Source organism: Collinsella sp. AF29-7AC, assembly GCF_003475665.1.
Classification (GTDB): domain Bacteria; phylum Actinomycetota; class Coriobacteriia; order Coriobacteriales; family Coriobacteriaceae; genus Collinsella.
In genome coordinates this window covers 1-18,367 of the sequence record NZ_QRQX01000010.1, presented here as the reverse complement: position 1 = coordinate 18,367, position 18,367 = coordinate 1, and the positions used below count along the sequence as shown (strand labels likewise).

General features: G+C 60.2%; 11 protein-coding genes. 7 read left to right on the top strand and 4 right to left on the bottom strand.

Going from position 1 to position 18,367, the window contains the following annotated elements; genetic code table 11:
• Positions 1–54: 54 nt before the first annotated feature.
• The 3 genes from DWZ15_RS05765 to DWZ15_RS05755 all read right to left on the bottom strand — a co-directional run bounded on the left by DWZ15_RS05765 (position 55) and on the right by DWZ15_RS05755 (position 6,849).
• The gene (locus DWZ15_RS05765) at positions 55–3,390 is read right to left on the bottom strand and encodes a CAP domain-containing protein (RefSeq protein ID WP_118449918.1); all 3,336 of its coding nucleotides are present in this window, start codon (positions 3,388–3,390) and stop codon (positions 55–57) included.
• Positions 3,391–3,630: 240 nt separating this feature from the next.
• The gene (locus tag DWZ15_RS05760) at positions 3,631–5,715 is read right to left on the bottom strand and encodes a DUF6273 domain-containing protein (RefSeq protein ID WP_118449916.1); all 2,085 of its coding nucleotides are present in this window, start codon (positions 5,713–5,715) and stop codon (positions 3,631–3,633) included.
• Positions 5,716–5,886: 171 nt separating this feature from the next.
• Complete coding sequence (locus DWZ15_RS05755; protein ID WP_118449914.1) at positions 5,887–6,849, bottom strand: FHA domain-containing protein; 963 nt, start codon at positions 6,847–6,849, stop codon at positions 5,887–5,889.
• 588 nt (positions 6,850–7,437) lie between these two features.
• Between DWZ15_RS05755 and DWZ15_RS05750 the strand changes: the two genes are divergently transcribed.
• The 7 genes from DWZ15_RS05750 (at position 7,438) to DWZ15_RS05720 (ending at position 16,143) form a co-directional block, all read left to right on the top strand.
• Positions 7,438–9,681 carry a DEAD/DEAH box helicase gene (locus DWZ15_RS05750; protein ID WP_118449912.1) on the top strand — a complete coding sequence of 748 codons (2,244 nt, stop codon included), beginning with the start codon at positions 7,438–7,440 and terminating at the stop codon, positions 9,679–9,681.
• A 451-nt stretch (positions 9,682–10,132) separates the two neighbouring features.
• Positions 10,133–10,645, top strand: coding sequence for a PTS glucose transporter subunit IIA (locus DWZ15_RS05745; protein WP_158548948.1), 513 nt, complete (start codon positions 10,133–10,135; stop codon positions 10,643–10,645).
• A gap of 18 nt (positions 10,646–10,663) precedes the next feature.
• The gene (locus DWZ15_RS05740) at positions 10,664–11,518 is read left to right on the top strand and encodes a PRD domain-containing protein (protein WP_233502374.1); all 855 of its coding nucleotides are present in this window, start codon (positions 10,664–10,666) and stop codon (positions 11,516–11,518) included.
• Positions 11,519–11,617: 99 nt separating this feature from the next.
• The gene (locus DWZ15_RS05735) at positions 11,618–13,234 is read left to right on the top strand and encodes a PTS transporter subunit EIIC (RefSeq protein WP_089572192.1); all 1,617 of its coding nucleotides are present in this window, start codon (positions 11,618–11,620) and stop codon (positions 13,232–13,234) included.
• Positions 13,235–13,237: 3 nt separating this feature from the next.
• A complete protein-coding gene (locus DWZ15_RS05730) occupies positions 13,238–14,620 on the top strand; it encodes a 6-phospho-alpha-glucosidase (RefSeq protein WP_089572190.1) in 1,383 nt (460 codons plus the stop codon).
• Between the two features lie 319 nt (positions 14,621–14,939).
• Positions 14,940–15,143, top strand: a complete 204-nt coding sequence (locus tag DWZ15_RS05725; protein WP_089572188.1) for a hypothetical protein — start codon at positions 14,940–14,942, stop codon at positions 15,141–15,143.
• A gap of 88 nt (positions 15,144–15,231) precedes the next feature.
• Positions 15,232–16,143 carry a CPBP family intramembrane glutamic endopeptidase gene (locus DWZ15_RS05720; protein WP_118449910.1) on the top strand — a complete coding sequence of 304 codons (912 nt, stop codon included), beginning with the start codon at positions 15,232–15,234 and terminating at the stop codon, positions 16,141–16,143.
• On the opposite strand, the gene DWZ15_RS05715 is transcribed toward DWZ15_RS05720, so the two are convergent.
• Entirely contained in the window at positions 16,140–18,281 is a 2,142-nt protein-coding gene (locus DWZ15_RS05715; RefSeq protein WP_233502363.1) for a YgiQ family radical SAM protein, read from the bottom strand. The two genes, DWZ15_RS05720 and DWZ15_RS05715, sit on opposite strands and share 4 nt — an antisense overlap.
• Positions 18,282–18,367: the final 86 nt, after the last annotated feature.

The following is an 18,367-nucleotide window of genomic DNA, read 5'->3' as shown; positions in this document are numbered from 1 at the left end:
TAGGCAGGGTTTGCGAAGCGGTGGGAGGGAGGAGAAGCCGTCCTCCCGAAATCCTTACTCCTGACGACGCTTCTTGTCAGTCAGAAAGACGCCGGCGGCTACGAGCACGACACCTCCGATGACAAACGTCTCACCGGCGAGCGCAGCATTGTCGCCTGTGGTGGGAAGTGTCGAGTTGGCGGCCGTCTTGGCGTTGCCGGCAGACGGCTTTCCAGTAACCGGCTTAGCGGCAGCCTGTGTGATCTTGGCCTGCTCGACCTTCGCCGCCTCTTGCTCCTGGCGGGCGATCTCGTCCTTCAGGGCTTGCTCGGCGGCTACGCGTTTTGCCTTCGCCTCGTTGTAACCGTTGAGAGCCGCGGTGTAGGCTGGCGTCGCAGCATCAAGGTCTGCCTGAGCGGCATCAAGTGCGGCCTTTGCGTTATGTTCTGCCTGCTTGGCGGCGACGCACTTGGCAAAGAGGGCATTGAGCGTATCGTTCGCGTTTGCGTCAGAGCCAGTAGCAATGCCGTTTTCGACGTTGATGGACTTGAGCTTTCCGAGAGTAGCAGCAGCGGCGTCCGATGCGGCCTGAGAATTCTCGACCGCCTGCTCGGCGTTCGCGATGGCATCATTTGCCGTGCTAAGGGCGACTCCGGCATCGGTAACTGCTGCGTCGGCCTCCTTCTTGGCCGCCTCGGCGGTGGCAAGATTATCGGCTGCATTGCTCAGGGCGTCGGCACGGGCCTTCTTTGAAGCAAAGTCGTTTTTCGCCGTGGTCAGATCGCTCGCAGCGTGCCCCGCGGTCGCCGCCTTGGCCTCGGCGTTGTCCTTCGCGGTGTCGAGGGCCTGCTTTTTGGCAGCCTCGTCGAGCTTCGCCTTTTCGAGAGCGCTCTGGGCAGACGTCTGGGCTGCCGTGGCTTCATCAAGCGCCTGATGGGCCTCGTCGGCTTTCTCCTGAGCCGCAGCAACATCGGCTGAATACTTGGCAAGTTCCTTCTTTGCATCTTGCAGAGCCTGCTGCTTTACGAGAGTCTCTGCCTTGGCGTCATCAACCTTCTTCTGACTCTGAGCGGCTTGCTCTTTCGATGCCTTAAGCTCGGCGCGCTTCTGGTTGACGACCTGCTCTGCGGTCGCCACGTTGCTTTGGGCGGCTTTGACCTGGTCTTCGGCTTCGGCAACTTTTCCGTTTGCCTTGGCGAGATTCTGCCTTGCTAGGGCAACAGCGGCGGCGGCACTTGCTGTGCTGTCGTTCTTGGCGGCAAGGTCGCTATTCGCGGCAACAATGCCTTTCTGCTTTTGAGCGACGAGGGTTTCAGCTGCCTTTACGGCATCGGCTTTCGATGCCGCCGTGCTGCGATTTTGCTCGAGATTTGCTTTCGCGGCGGCAAGGTTGTCGCTGGCCTTGGAGAGGTTTAGCTGATACTGATCAAAGAGATTCTCGAGTTCATCGATCGAGTATTCTTTCTCGTACGAACCGTAATTGTTGTCGATCTCCAAGACGAACACATACGGCCAAAGGGTTCCGCGCGAGTTGATGCCGTATCCCATGGTTTTGGCGTCAGGCTGTACGATATTCAAATAGTGGCCGATGGTGCCAAAACCCACGCCTTGGGCTCCGAATTCGGTACCGTGACTCCAGAAAGTCTTCCAAGCATCTTTGGGGGCAACGTTGCCAAGGCCGGCTTTCGCTGCAGCATCGTCAAATCTTTTCTTTTCGCCATCAACCCATTGGTGCGCGATGTTTTCTTTAGTGCTGAAGTTCCAAGCGGCATTTTCAAATCCGGCATAGTCTGAGTGCCCCTTCGTTGCGTCGGAGTAATTGGAATCAGACTGAGCGATTGCCATTTGCTCTGCCGTCACCTTAAGCTCGCTAAGGCCGACGCTTTTGCGATATTCATTAATTTCGCGCAGCTTGCCAAACGAAAGCTTGGCGTTGTCGAGTGACGTGCCGTCTTTTTTATCGCCAATGGTCGTTGGGTTTTTATCGCTCTGCCTATAGATGATGTTTGCAGCGTCATTGGCACCGATGAACTGGTAGAAGCCGATGACGCTCTGCGCCTCCGCCGTCGTTGCCTTATCGGTTGCTGCCTTGCACGTATCGTATGCTTTCTGTGCATCGACAACGGCTTGATCGGCGGCCGCCTGGTTTGCCTTGGCAGTTTCGAGCGCCTTGTCTGCCTGCTCCTTCTCGGCTTTTGCCTGGTCGACTTGTTTCTGAGCGGCCTTTGCCTTCTCCAGTTCGGTAGCATGTGCCTGCTTTGCCGAGGTCAACTCCGATTGCGCCGCATCGGCTTTCGTCTGGGCTGCCGTTACATCATTTTCGGCTGCTGCGACTGTCTGCTTCTTGGCTTCGAGCTCGCTTTCGGCACCGGTGAGGGCGTCCTGCTTGGATGCAACGTCGCTATTTGCCTTAGAAAGGCCTGCTTCGGCAGCCGCCTGCTGCTGCTTCGCCTGGTCGAGTGCGCTTTGGGCAGCATCGACCTTTGCTTGGGCGGCGTCATACTCCGGGCCCTCGGCGCCTGCCTTTGCGGCCGCCAAATCGGCTTGTGCGCTGTCATACGCTGTCTGTGCTGCGACTACCTTACCATCCGCGGCGGTCTTTTCCTGCTGAGCGGAAGCCAGCGTACCTGCCGCTTCGTCGTAAGCGCTCTGCGCGGCGCTCTGAGCCTGCTGAGCGTCGGCGAGCGCGGAATCGGCAGTGGCCTTCGCAGCCTTTGCTTGGTCCAGAGCGGCCTGCGCATCTGCGGCAGCCTGCTCGGCGACCTTGATTTCCTCCGGCGTTGCGTTGACGGCTGCCTTCTGGGCTGCCTCGAGCTTTGCCTGCGCATCAGCTGCCGCCTGCTTCGCGGCATCAAGGGCCTTCGACTTGTCCTCGGCATCGGTCTTGGCTGCATCGAGCTTTCCTTGGGCATCCTTCAGCGTGGCACTGGCGCTGTCGGCCGCCTTGACGCTTTCATCGAGCTGGCGAGCATATTCGGCACGCGCGGCGGCCTCTGCCTGCGAATTATCGGAGGCGGAGGCGTCATAGGTGCTTTGTGTGTTGTCGCGGGCCGCCTGCTTTTCGGTATAGGGGGCAGCTGCCGTGTCGTAGTCGGATTTGGCGTCTGCCTCGGCAGCCTTTGCGGCGTCGATTGCAGCCTGCAAGTCGGCAATCTTCTGGGCGTTTGTCTTTACTGCGGAACCTGCCGCCTCGCCGGCGTGGACAGCAAGCGGGGACATGATCGCGTCCTGTGCCGTGGTGTCACTCGCATCGTTGGCAAATGCCGAGAACGGCGCGAGCAGCGACGAGCCAGTCATAGCGATGGTGGTTGCCGCGGTGACGGCGAGTCGTGTTGCCTTGTGGCCCGAGAATGTGGGGCGAGGCTCGGCGACGCCTGAGACTTCCAAGTGTTTAGGTGCGTACTTTGCCATTTCTTCTCCCAATCGTTGAAGGGGTACCTATGACAATTTGTACGTTACAACCGCCGAAAGGGTTCCTGTTGCGCAACATTGGCAAGGAAATGTCGACACACTTGAGTCACATTTATGAGGCGAAGTTCTCGGCAAGCTAATGTCTCGTTCTGTAACATCTAGGCCTGTATCTGCCGAGCTAATGTTACAGATCGAGACAATTGCCGGGGAGGGGTCCCGTCACGGCAAGACGCCCGCCGCCTAGATACAGAACCCGGGGATCACACAGGTTCGCTTATTTGGCTTGTCCGCAGGCGTTGCGTACGTAAAGACGTCGCCGTCGTGTCCCACACGATTCAAATAGAGTGTGCCTCCACTCTCCGATGTGTCAGGGCTCACCGTGCGCTCCCACCAGCAGGTGTCCTTGCCCTTCCACTGGCGGACCATCGTCTCGTTCGTGGAATACGGGCTCACCTTGAGCTCGCGGAAGAGCTGATACTCCTTGCCCTCGCCGTTGTAGATGTCTGCCAGGTAGTGATAGCCCTCGGCAAACGAATCGGGCGGTTGCGTACCGCACAGCTCGACCATGGCGGGCAGCCAAAGGGTTGCGGGCAACTCGCTCAGACACGATGCACTGTTGGCGGCGCCCACATTGTTCGAGACCTTCTTGACCCCTTTAATGAGCGCGCGCAACTCGTTGGGCAGCAGCTTAAGGCCGTCGCCGTCGAGCCATTCCCGCAGCTCGCAATCTGCCCAGCCGGCGCTCGGCGGTTCAGTCGCAGCATCGCGCTCGGCAATACCCGCGTCGAACATAAACGTCAGCCCGGCCTTGCCCGTCCCGTCCAGAAGCTCATCGTGGCGGATGCCCACAAGCTGAGCGCCGACCTCCAGCCCGTTGGCGAGCTTCACGCGCTTGGTGCACGGATAGGGGATATGCCCATCAACGTCGAGCAGGTGGTAGCGCTTGGCAATCTCGTGTGCCTCGCTACGGGTCTCGGCGGCCTTAATCTTGAGCGAAATCTCCTGCAGCTGAGCCCAGGTGTAGTCGTCAAGCGAACCGCGGATGCCGTCCAGGTAGTCGGGGATGCCAAAGCCATGGGTTGCCGCCCCGATAACGCCGAGCCCCGCAACGGCTGCAACGACGCCGCCGATGACAAAGCGACGGCGTGTCATGACGTCGTGCCGGGCCTGCTCCAAAATCTCTCGCGCGCGCTCGCCGGCGACGTCGACCTTAAGGTGCGTGCCAGAATCGATATCAATTGCGGCCTCGTCTCCTGCACCCTCGTGGTCCTCAGATTCTGCAGCGGGGAGGTATGTCGAGAGCACCTCGAGCACCTGCTGCTCGGTAGGGCGATCGCCCTGTTCGACCGAGATGCCTTTCATGATGATCTGGACAAGCGCTTTGTCGCCCTCGCAGCGCGGCTCGAGCGGCGCCGGTTTGGTCTTGGTCTTTATGAGGTAGAACGAGCCGGTCGCCGCGGCACCCGTCGACTCGACATCGAACGGTTTGCGACCGCTGTAGAGCTGGTACAGAATGCTCGAAAGCGCATAGACGTCGATCGCGGGCGAGCGGCGAAGGGCCGCGATGCCTTCGATATCCTGCGTGAGCATTTCGGGCGCGGCGTATGCGGGCGTGGCAAAGCGCCAGATGTCGGCGCGCCGGGTGATCGTGTCGTCGCCGAGGGCCATGGTCGCGGAGCCCATGTCGATGAGACAGGGGTCAAAGGAGCAATCGGCAATCTGCTGCTCGAGCGTTCGGCTGGTGGTGCGGAACATGATATTGGCAGGCGACAGGTCGCGATGGACGACCGGATTCACAAGGCCTTGGGTCATCAAGAGCGCGCGAAGCACGGCGTTTCCGACGGCGGCGACCATCTGGGTGGTCAGCCCGCCCGAGGCGTCGTGCGGAAGCAAGGGCAGCGCCTGTTTGAGCGAGGTGCCCTCGACCCACTCCATGAGGATAAGCGGGTCGTCCTCGCACGATCCGTAGCCATAGACGCGCGGAAATCCGCGCAGGTGCGAGACGGTACACAGATGACGGTACTCCTCGAACAGTGCGGCGGTGTTGGCCAGGTGCGCGGCCGATTGCTCGGCGGAGCGGTCGGGGGCTTGGCCGGAAAGGATGGCGTTGTCCTTGAGTAGCTTGACGGCAAAAACCTCGCCGCTTGTGTTGGTCGCGCGAAGCACATGTCCGATATTGCCGCTGTCGCGGTATGCCGTCTGAAGAATAAGCGTCATAAACCGGCGTTTGGCGTCGTCCTCGGCACTGGGGTCGACTGCCACGGCGGTATCGAACGTATCGAGACGGATGAGTTTGTCGCCATAGGCGCTATCGGTAGTATCCATGGCGTTCCTTTGTCTGGCATGGGTTGCCGCGCGTATACGTGGGCAGTGCGGATATCGGTAAAGTACTATGATAGCCGCACTGCCCACGTATACCGCTGGGTATTGTCGTTTACGACGTAGAAGGCAGTAGACGAAAGACGGGCGGTGACCGTCTTTCGATCACCGCCCGCGCTAGTCCACAATGACAAGGAATGTCGTGTAGAGACCCAGATGGAGCCTGTCGCTGTTTTCGATTTCCACCGGGGGATAGATCTTGCCGGGTTCGCGTTGGTCGCGCGGCGGCTCAATCACAATATCGCCGTCGCCCGCGCCCGATTCGAGCACTGTGCCGTTGGTCGATCCAAGGCCCTGGGCGTACCAGCGTCCACCTTCGAGCCAAATGCGGAGATGCTCGCGCGATGCATCGGTGCCTACATCGGTGATGCTGGGCGAGGTTTTGGGCAAGGACCCAATTACCGTGCCGCGCGGATCGCGTGTGAGGGGATGGATTTGCATGTCGGCGCAGTTGTCGGCATGGGTTCTGAGCAGACCGAGGTTGGGGGCGACAGTGCGCGGCTGCTCCAGGCTGCTCATAAAGCCACGTCCGACGGTAGTTTCGGTGGTGCCAAAGTGCCCGCCTGTCTTGCTGTCGCAAAAGCGCTCGACGGTGGCCACGCCTTGGATGGGGTCAGCGAGCGCCCCCGTTGCCACAAAGAGCATAAGGTAAAGCGTACTCTTCTCGCGCACGGCATTGCCGTCAAAGTTGTCGATGCGATTGAGGGCATTTGCATATAGGCAGCTGTCCAACTTGTAGCTGGCGAGAGCCGACATCATTTCGTTGGCGGCCGGGCCGCGATAGTGCTCGGCGATTGCCTGATAGGCGGACTCGCCGCTGCCGAGCTTGCTGCAGATTGCCGCGGAAAGATTGAGCGTGGTGATGGCAAAGTCGCTGTAGATGGCGGGCGCGCACTGGTCAGGCTCGCGATGGACGATGTAACGGGTGAGATACGAGCGGTTGGAAGAGCATTTCTCGAGCAGGGTACTGCCGAGATAAGAGTTTCCATTGATGAGCATTCGGGCAATCTCGAGATGTTTAAGACCGCCGAACGAGCGAATATCGTTATAGAGGACCGAGCAAGGCGTCTCTGCTGCCACGGATACCTCCTTTGATTGCTTCCTAGCCAATATGGCGATAGGAATTAATGGCCCCCGGTGGGCGACGTATTAAATGGCTGCGCAATATATAGCGTAACCAAAGCAACATTATAGGCCACATGTTCGAAATTGCAGGAAGACTGAGAGATTTGGTTTGGACTGGACGGAAATCCCCCTCTGTCTTGTTCTGTAACATTTGGGGCCGGTTTTGCTTCGCAGCCGTTACAGATTGAGACGTTTGTGAACCGTGTCGACCGTTTGTCTCGATCTGTAACACGTAGAGGAAGATTTGCCCCGTAACTGTTACAGATTGAGACAATCAGCCGGGCCCGCCTCGTCCGCCTCGTCATCTGTGGTTTACGTGGGGGCATGCGAAGCACGGGTATACTAACCGGCGGCGAATCTGCTCCATCGCTTAGAGCTGCTGCGTCTGGACGGCGCGTGATAGGGCTGCCAAAGCGATCGCCAGCGTGCTGAGCAACGTCCTCTCTGTGCGCACCCGTTTTTGTATGTATTAGCGCACTACCAAGCACGCCCGCGCGGCCGCATGCCGTGCCCATTGCGCGTGCAGATAAGGAACAACAACATATGCGTAATTCTGTATCCGACGTCACCGACGCCGAGATCCTGGACGAGACCCGTGAGGCCATGACCCAGGCTGCCTTCGATGCCGCCGATGAGGCCAATGCTGCCCAGGCCTTCGAGTCCACTACCGAGAGCCTGCCCGCCTTTGACGAGCTGGGCCTTTCCGACGAGATGCTTCGTGCTATCGAGAACCTGGGCTACACGGCGCCGACGCCCGTGCAGGCCGGTTCGATTCCTGTGGTGCTCGAAGGCCGCGACCTGCTTGCCGCCGCTCAGACCGGCACCGGCAAGACGGCTGCCTTTTTGCTGCCGACCATGAACAACCTGGAGCACATCGCTCCGCCCAAGCCTGTGCGCGAGCGCGGCGGCCGCAACCGCCGTCGCGGTGCCAAGAAGCCCGAGGGCAACGGTCGCGGTCCCGTGATGCTCGTCATCACCCCCACGCGCGAGCTTGCCCAGCAGATCGACGAGGTCGCGAGCAAAATCGCCGACGTCACGGGCCATGTCGCCGTGACCGTCGTGGGCGGCGTGAGCTACAAGCCACAGACCGCTGCCCTCAAGTACGGCTGCGACATCCTGGTCGCAACGCCGGGCCGTCTGGTCGACCTGATCGAGCAGGGAGCCTGCCACCTGAACGAGGTCAAGGTGCTGGTGCTCGACGAGGCCGACCGCATGCTCGACATGGGCTTTTTGCCCGCCGTCCGCCGCATTGTGCGCGAGACGCCGGCCGAGCGCCAGACGCTGCTGTTCTCGGCGACGCTCGACGAGGAGGCCGTGGGCGAGATCACCGACCTGGTGAGCGACCCGGCCCGCGTGGAGATCGCGCCGGCCACGTCGACCGCCGACACCGTCGATCAGTTTGTGTTCCCGGTGTCCATCGAGGCAAAGAACAACCTGCTGCCTGAGTTCCTCAAAAAGGAGGGCCCGGAGCGCACCATCGTCTTTATGCGCACCAAGCACCGCGCCGACAGCTGCTGCCGTCGCCTTGAGCGCAAGGGCATCAAGGCCGCCGCGATTCACGGCAACCGCAGCCAGGCCCAGCGCGAGCGCGCGCTTTCTGCCTTCCGCGACGGCACCGTCGACGTGCTGGTGGCAACCGATGTTCTCGCCCGCGGCATCGACATTAGCGACGTGCGCTACGTCGTGAACTTCGACGTGCCGGCCGAGCCGACCGACTATATCCACCGCATTGGCCGTACGGGCCGCGCCGGCGAGCTGGGCTGGGCCATTACGTTTGTGACCGAGCAGGACGTCGACGAGTTCTACGAGATTGAGAAGCTCATGGACAAGACGGCCGATATTTACGAAGCGGGCGACCTGCACGTGGGTCCCAACCCGCCCGCCGTCGATCCCGAGCGCGATCCTGCCGCCTTTAAGGTGAAGAAGAAGACCAAGCGCGGCAAGTCCAAGAGCAAGAAGAAGCTTGAGCAGGCGCGTCGCGACGGCAAGCGTAACGGCGACGATTACGGCGACGTGGCTGGTCGTTCCAACCGCGGTCGCGACGAGCGTCGTGGCGACGGCGAGCGCCCGAGCCGTCCCAAGCGCGGCGGCAAGACCCGCGTGCGCGAGGGCGTTCAGGCTCGCGTGGACGAGGCCGTGGAGAGCGTGGCCCGCGAGGTGGCTGCCGAGGAGCGCGGCGGTGTTGCCGAGCAGGCCCCGCGCGGCAATCGTGCCGAGCGCCGTGCCAGGCAGTTCCAGGGCGAGGCGCATCGCCGTCGTCGCGAGGACGAGGACCGCGGTGGTCGTCGCCGTGTCGAGCGCGAGGACGAGGGCCGTGGCTCGCGTGGCGGCAAGCGTGGCTCGGGCGATCGTCGTCGTTCCGGTCGCAATGACGAGCGCGGTGGCCGTGACGAGCGTCGTGGCGGCGAGGGTCGCGGTGAGCGAGGTGCCCGTGGCGGTGAGTCCCGCGGCGGCAAGCGCTTTGAAGAGCGCGGTAGCCGCGGCGGCGAGCGTCGCGAGGGTGCTCGCAGCAATGGCGGCCGCGGCGGCGCTGGTCGTTCTAACGAGTCGCGCGATCGTCGTGACCCGCGTGCCAGCCGCGATCGTCGCGATGACTGGCGCAACTACGACGATACCCGCGAAGAGCGTCGCGGCGGCTACCGTGGTGGTCGCGGCGGCAACCAGGCCGGTTCCCGTGGCGGTCGTGCCGGCGGTCGCGATAACCGTGGCAGCTATGGTAACAATCGTGGCGGCAAGCGCGGCGGTAGCTCCCGTCGCCCCGGTGACGGCGGCGGCAAGCGCAAGTAACACACGCATCGCCCGCTAGAGCGAGGTGAACCAAGGGGCCCCGAGCAGACTATGCTCGGGGCCCTTTTTGGTGCAAAGAGGTCAGGTTAATCTGCACCAACGTCTTGAAGTTGCGGTGGAATACGGACTGTTTTGGCCTTTTGGGCGGCTTTTCAGTCCCTATTTCACCGCAACTCATGATTGGTGCAAAGTTACCTGTCCTCAATGCAGCAAACAAGGAGTGTCCCTAGGTGCTGCCTAAATACCGTTTATCGGAGAAAAAATACCGTTCGCCGGTCATAATGATTGTTCCGGCTTTGGGCTTGTCTACAATAACCCCCGTAAAAAGAAATGCGGAAGGTTACCGAGTCCCCTCGGACGTGGGCCTAACCAAAGTCTTTGATCGCGCGCGTCTCAATGGGCGCATTCGATTGATTTTGGTTGGGCTATATTTATGAAGGGACATGCCACCATGGGTTTCTTTTCTCGCCTGATGGGTGGCTCGGATAAGCAGACGACTGCGGCTTCCGAGTTCGAAATCCTCGCCCCTGTTTCCGGCGAGCTTGTTCATCTAGAAAATACCAAGGACCCCGCTTTTAGCAGCCGTGCAGTGGGCGATGGCGTTGCCGTGGTTCCCCAAGAGGGAACGGTGTGCGCTCCTGTCTCCGGTACCATCGCGGCGCTGTTCCCGACTGAGCACGCGCTGGGCATCATGCCCGACGACAGCTCTGCTCAGGTGATGCTGCATATCGGAATCGATACTGTTAAGCTTGAGGGCAAGGGCTTCCATGCGCTTGTTGCCCAGGGTGACCATGTCGACGCGGGCCAGCCCCTCGTCGAGGTCGATTTCGACGTGGTTCGCGCCGCCGGCTTCGATCCTACGGTCTTCGTTATCGTGTGCGAGCGCTCGGAGAACTCGACTCTTCGTGAGCATGCTTCCGGCCCTGTTGCTGTTAAAGAGCCTGTCGTCTGGCTTTCCGAGTAAATTCTTGTGGTGGGTACCGTGGTTATCAAGCGAGTTTTTAACAATAACGTCGCAATGGTCACTTCGGACGATGGCTCCGAGCTCATTGTCATCGGTCGAGGTCTCTGCTTTGGCCGTCATGCCGGCGACGCTATCGATGAAACATCGGTCGAAAAGACCTATGCGCTGCAGGAGGGCACTTCTCAGGATTCGCGTACGATTGACCGCTTGGCACATCTTTTGGAGTCCATTCCCACCGTCAACCTCGTGATTGCCGAGGACATTGTTCAGATGCTCCGTCGAGAGCTCAATGTTGATATCAACGACAAGATCCTCATTGCTCTCGCAGACCATATCGGCCTTGCTTTGGAGCGCGAGCGCAAGGGCGTCCCCTGTGAGAATCCGTTGCTGCTCGAGATCCAACAGTTCTATCGCAAGGAGTATGCGCTTGCGGGCCGTGCGCTGCAGATTGTCAAGGAGTATATGGGCATCCAGATGAGCGAAGAAGAGCAGGGTTTTATTACGCTGCATATCGTCAACGCCACCATGCCGCAACGCTCCGACCGTCTCATCATCTCGGTCCAGCTTGTTCGCGACGTACTCGCGATTGTTTCCGATCGTTACGCTGCGACCCTCGACGACACCTCGTTGCCCTATGAGCGTTTCGTCCGCCACCTGCAGTTTTTCGCACAGCGGGCGCTTGACCCCGCGGCCGGGCAGATCAATGACGATGCGCTGTTCCGAATCGATGAAACTAAGTATCCGTGCGCGTTCTCGTGCGCGGACGCCATAGCCGCCCACTTGTCGTCTGCCTATAACGTTGTCGTTACCGATGCCGAGAAGAGTTATCTCGCATATCACATTGTTAACCTGCTTGGAGAACCTGGTCTCTAGGCATAACGTGCCCACACATCGATTGATATAAGGCAGGGCTTATGGCCTTGTCCAGGGCACATCTGTCTTAATTTGCGGAAAAGGAAGGGGAGTACCGCTATGACCGCAAAAAAGAAGTTCAATTTCAAAGCGCCGTTGGAGGTGTTCGCGAAGTCGATCGTTCAGCCGATGATGTATCTCTCGGTTGCCGGCATTCTGCTCATCGTGGGCATCATTCTGACCAACAAGACCATCTGCGCCGTGATTCCCGTGCTGGGCTCCGGTCCGTTCCAGCTTGTGGGCGCCGTTGTCTATCAGTCGCTGATGTTTATCATCAACAACCTCTCGATTCTGTTCTGCGTGGGCATCGCCGGCGCCATGGCAAAGAAGAACAAGGGCCATGCTTCGCTGATCGCCCTGATGTCGTTCTTCCTGTTCCTGCAGGCCAATAACATCGTGCTCAACGCCACTGGCTCTCTTGCCGAAGCGAGCGGCATGCTCGGCCTTACCGGAACCGGCCAGAGCACCGTTATGGGCATTCAGGTGCTCGATACCGGCGTGTTTGGCGGCATCATTCTTGGTTGCATCACCGGTGCCGTGTTCAACAAGTACTCGAATAAGCAGTTCCCCATTGCCCTTTCGATGTTCTCGGGCGTTCGCTTTCCGTTCCTGATCATGATCATCATCTCCTGGATCATGGGCGCTGGCTTCTGCATCGTTTGGCCTCCGGTTCAGGGTGCCATCTCCTCCGTTGCCGGCATCATTAAGGAGTCGGGCAACATTGGTCTGTTTATCTACGGCATGCTCAACAAGCTGCTCGTTCCCACCGGTCTGCACCACCTCATCTACACCCCGTTCCAGTTCTCCGATGTGGGCGGCACCCTTACGCTGGGTGATCAGGTTATCGCCGGCGCCTATCCCATCCGTGTCGCCGAGATGGCAATGACGGGCCAGCCCTTCTCCGATAGCACCTACTTCAACAGCTACACCTTCAACAACCTGTGGCCCTACATCGGTATCGGTCTCGCCTTTATCTTCACCGCTTACAAGGGGAACAAGGATAAGACCAAGGCCGTTATCATCCCGCTGATCATCACCGCTGTGCTCTCCTGTGTCACCGAGCCCATGGACTTCCTCTTTGTCTTTGCCGCTCCCGTGCTCTTTGTCGTTCACTCGGTTCTTTCCGGCATCTTCCTGGTCCTGCTCAAGGTCCTCTCCGTGCCCGCTTCGACTGCAGGCGGCATCATCAACATCGTGGTTTCCAACCTGGTCCTCGGTGTCGATAAGACCAACTGGCCGATGATGCTCGTGCTCGGAGTCGTCAACGCCGCTCTGTACTTCTTCCTCTTTACCTTCCTCATTAAGAAGCTCAACCTCCACACGCCTGGTCGCGAGGAGGAGTCCGAGCTCGCCGAGTCCGTTGCCGAGGGCGAGGCCGCCGCGTCTGTCGCGGTGAAGCAGGGCGCTGTTGCCGCGGCTCCCGCAGAGGGCGTCGATGCGGGCATTGCCGACCTGGTCGCAGGTCTTGGCGGCAAGGACAACATCGAGGAGCTCGAGAACTGCTTTACGCGTCTCCGCGTGAACGTTAAGAACCCGGACCTCATCGATGAGAGCCTCATCAACCACGTGCCCAACAGCGGCATCAACCGCAACGGCAACAATATCCAGATCATCTTTGGCATGAAGGTTGCCGAGATGCGCGACAAGGTCGAAAACGCAATTGAGAAGGAGCAGTAAACAATGATCATTACTCTGTGTGGTGGCGGATCCACCTTTACCCCCGGCATCGTCAAGTCCATCGCCCTGCGCAAGGACGAGCTCGACGTTGACGAGATTCGTCTGTACGACATCAACGAGGAGCGCCAGCGCAAGATCGGCGTGCTCGTGGACTGGATTTTGCACGAGGACCTTGGCCTGGACATCAAGCTCACGGTGACCACCGACAAGGAGACGGCTTTTACCGACGCGAGCTTCGTGTTTGCCCAGATGCGCGTGGGCGGCTATGCCATGCGCGAGCAGGACGAGAAGATTCCGCTGCGTCACGGCTGCGTTGGTCAGGAGACCTGCGGCTGCGGCGGCCTTGCCTACGGCATGCGCACCATCTTCCCCATGGTCGAGCTGATCGATGACGTTGAGAAGTACGCCAAGAAGGACTACTGGATTCTCAACTACTCCAACCCCGCTGCCATCGTCTCCGAGGGCTGCCGCGTGCTGCGTCCCAACGCTCGCATCATCAACATCTGCGACATGCCGATCGCGATCATCGACGTGGTTTGCGCCGCACTCGATATCGACAAGAAGGATGTCGAGTACGATTACTTTGGCCTCAACCACTTTGGTTGGTTCACCTCGATTCGCCACAAGGGCGAGGAGGTGCTCCCGCAGCTGCGCGAGTACATCAAGGAGCATGAGATCCTGCTGCCCGATTCGTACCTCAAGGGCATGAGCTCGCTGATGTCCAAGAAGCCCGAGGAAGCCACCGACGAGCACCCCGAGCAGAACCGCCACACCAAGGGCAGCTGGTACTACGTCTGGAAGGGCGAGTACGAGATCATGGAGTGCTTCCCGGAGTACCTGCCCAACACGTACCTGAACTACTACCTGCAGCAGAAGGAGTTCGTCGAGCATTCCAACCCCGAGCGCACTCGTGCAAACGAGGTTGAGGAGACGCGCGAGAAGAACCTCTTTGACGGCATCGACCATTACGAGAAGACGGGCGAGATCGACGAGAGCACGTTCTATGCGGGCAGCCACGGCGACTGGATTGCCGACCTGGCCATCGCTCTGAAGAACGACACCAAGCAGCGCTTCCTGGTCATTTGCGAGAACAAGGGCGCTATCCCCAACATGCCCTACGACGCCATGGTCGAGCTGCCTGCCTACATTGGCAAGAACGGCCCCGAGGTCATCAGCCGCGACAACATTCCGCTGTTCCAGCAGGGTCTTATGATGCAGCAGCTGAACTCCGAGAAGCTCGTGGTCGAGGCCACGATCGAGGGTTCGTACGAGAAGGCGCTCAAGGCCTTTACGCTCAACAAGACCGTGCCTTCGATGAAGGTTGCCAAGGAAGTCCTCGACGACATGATCGAGGCTAACAAGGGTTACTGGCCCGAGCTTAGCTAGAGCTAGAAGGCCGCTGGCGCAAAAGAGTCACTGACGGCACAATTTGAACAATGCCCCGTTCGCGTATTTGCGTGGACGGGGCATTGCCGTTTGGTGAGAAGGGCGACAGGTTCATATGCACCAACTTGGTAGAAATCTACCTTTGGAGTGGAGCAGATGTGGTATTCTATCTGCGGGGTAATACTTAGGAATACCAAGTAATACCAACGCCGCAGAAACAAACTCCGGATGCGGGCCAATCGGGTTGCCTTCACAGCCCGTCGCCCAGCCGCGTGGCCCGCATCTATCCGCACTACCGTCGTTTCAAAAAGGAAGCGCCATGGCAGAACACATGACCCCTGTAGTCGCGAAGGTCTTGCCCGAGGAGAAGGCAGCCTTCGCGGCGGCAACCCAGCTCGTGGGTACCACGCCGTCCAACGCCATCCGCATGTTTATCGCTGCGTTCAATCGCTGCGGCACCTTCCCGTTCGACATCTCGCCCAACGGGGCTTTTGGCACTGCGCCCGATTCTCATCAAGAATGACTGTCCCAAACTGCCGGCACTTGGGGACGTTCCTTTTCTGCCGGCAGTTAAGGAACGTCCCTAAGTGCCGGGTTTTGAGGAGGTTGGCATGCTCAATGCGATGATTTGGGCGCTTGCCTGTTTTGGCGTCGTCGCTGCCGATATTGCCCTGAGCGTCGTTTTGTTCTCCGCCCTTGGCGTCGCATCGGTGTTCATGGGTTTTTCGATCGATGACCTCGACATTCAATTGCTTCAGGCCGTCGCGCAGACGGCATCGTTTTTGATGGCGCTGCTGTGGTGGCGTTATCTTTGGCCGCGTTCATTTATGGCACGCCGGCAAAGCGAGCATCCGCTCGGCGGGGGAGCGCGTGGGGCATGGAAGCGCATCGCCTGCGTTATCGTGATTGGCCTGGCCCTGCAGGTGGTCGTTGGCTACGTGACCGATGCCGTGCTGTCGCTGTTGCCCGATGCTGCGGCCGACTACAGCGAGCTTGTCGAGGAGACGGGCATGGGCGACACCAGCTATCTCGCCGTACTGACTACGGTGCTCGGCGCCCCATTTTGCGAAGAGCTGCTGGTACGCGGCATTATTTTTGAGTTTTCGCTCCGAGCGTTTAATCCGCAGTGCCGCCCACTTTGGAAGCGCCGGCGTCGCGCGAACGCGCAAGACAGCGCCATAGTGCCCTGGGCGGCCCCGAGTACCTGGGGCATCGCCGCGGCGATTGTGCTGCAGGCGGCGATCTTCGGTTTTATGCACATGAATTGGGTGCAGGGTTGCTACGCGGGCGCCGCCGGCCTCATCTTTGGCTGGGTGCTCGTTACGACCGGAAAGCTTCGCTATACGATTCTGCTGCATTTTGCCTTTAACGCCGGGTCGTACCTCATGGGCCTGTTGTGGTTTGTGAACACGCCGCTCGACGTGGCAATCACGGTCGCTATCGCCGGCGTCATCCTCGTTGAGGCAATGCGCTCGCTGCGCCAAGCGTGTGGGATGGACGCAGCGAGCGCATCGCTGCCCTAATTGCGGCGTCCGCCTCCGTTAGCGCCCTGGCGCCCCTGGGCTGCACGGTTGCGGCCTGCGGTGTTCTGCGCACGCGACATGCCGCCGTGACCCTTGCTGCCTTTGGGTCCCTTGCCAGCGCCGCCAACGCCACCGTGGGCCTTGCCGCCCTTCTTGCCGGTGCCATGCCCCCCGCCAGCAGACGTCTCGCCCGGGCGCGGGGGCACGGGGCGAATCAGGCAATGCTTGGTGTAGCCAATCAGATCGCGGCGGCCGGCCTTTTCCAGTGCCTCGCGTACGAGCTTGTAGTTCTCGGGCTTGCGGTATTGGATGAGCGCACGCTGCATGGCCTTCTCGTGCGGGTCGCGTGCCACGTAGATCGGCTGCATGGTGCGTGGGTCCACGCCGGTGTAGTACATGCAGGTCGACATGGTGGACGGGGTGGGGTAGAAGTCCTGCACCTGCTCGGGCATGTAGCCCATGTCGCGCACGGCCTCGGCAAGGTCCACAGCTTCCTTCATCGTCGAGCCGGGGTGGCTCGAGATCAGATACGGCACCACGTACTGCTTGAGTCCGTATTCGCGGTTCAAGCGTTCAAATTTACGACAGAACGCATCGTAGACGGCGCGGCTCGGTTTGCCCATTACGGAGAGCACCGCATCGCTCACGTGCTCGGGTGCCACGCGTAGCTGGCCCGAGACATGGTGCTCCAACAGCTCGCGCAAAAACTCGTCCGAGGCGTCGGCCATGGTGTAGTCAAAGCGGATGCCGCTGCGGACGAAGACCTTTTTGACGCCCGGCAACTGGCGCAGATCGCGCAACAGCTGCGTGTAGCCGCTTTCGTCGACCACCATGTTCTTGCACACGCTCGGCCATAGGCAGCGCTTATTCTTGCACACGCCGTGCTTGATCTGCTTGTCGCAGGCGGGACGGCTAAAGTTTGCCGTCGGTCCGCCCACGTCGTTGATATAGCCCTTAAACTCGGGATCGCGCGTGAGCAGCTCGGCCTCGCGCATGATCGAGTCGTGGCTGCGCATCTGCAACACGCGGCCCTGGTGGAAGGTGAGGGCGCAAAACGAGCACTCGCCAAAACAGCCGCGGTTGGAACTAATGGAAAACTTGATCTCGGCAAAGGCCGGCACGCCGCCCGCTGCGTCGTAGTCGGGATGCCAATCGCGTGCGTAGGGGAGCTCGGCCACCTCGTCCATCTCGTCTGTGGTGAGCGTCGCCGACGGCGGGTTTTGCACCACATAGACGCTGTTGGGGTAGGGCTCTACCAGGCGATGACCGGTGATGGGGTCCATGTTCTGCTGCTGCACGTTAAAGCTGCGTGCGTAGTTGAGCTTGTCGGCGGCAAGGTCGTCCCAGCTGGGCAGCAGGTCGTAGTCGTAGACCTCGTCGAGCGAGTTGGTGCGGTAGACGGTGCCGTTGATATAAGAAATCTGGTCGACGGGCAGCCCGGCATCGAGCGCGTCGGCGATCTCGACAATCGCGTGCTCGCCCATGCCGTAGATGAGGATGTCGGCGCCCGAGTCGAGCAGTACCGAGCGCTTGAGCTTGTCCTGCCAGTAGTCGTAGTGGGCCAGGCGGCGCAGGCTTGCCTCGATGCCGCCGATGATGATGGGGGTATCCTTAAACGTCTGACGGATGAGGTTGCCGTAGACCGTGACGGCACGATTGGGACGGCGCCCCTCCTCGCCACCAGGGGTATAGGCGTCGGTGTGGCGGCGGTGCTTGGTCACCGAATAGTGGTTGACCATGGAGTCCATGTTGCCGGCGCTGACGAGAAAGCCCAGGCGCGGCTCGCCGAGCACCGTGATGCTGGCGGGGTCGGTCCAGTCGGGCTGGCAGATGATACCCACCTTGTAGCCATGCGCATCGAGCACGCGGCTGATGATGGCCATGCCAAAGCTGGGGTGATCCACATAGGCGTCGCCGCAGATATAGACGAAGTCGCACTGGTCCCAGCCACGCGCATCCATGTCGGCGCGGCTGACGGGGAGGAACTTGTCGCGGCCCGGTCGCCAGGGGCGTGAGGGCGCTGCTGGAGCATGAGTGGTGTGCCCACCCTGCGCCTTGCTGCCGCGCTTTTGCTGCTGGCCCTGTTTGCCCTGCTGACTGCGCTGGTTGTTCTGAGCGTGCTGAGGCTTATTTGCCACGATCCCTCCCGGTGTTTGTATGCTGCACGTAATTGTAACCAGTCTTTTTGGGACGTGTCTCTATGGTTTTGTCAACCGCGTGCTTC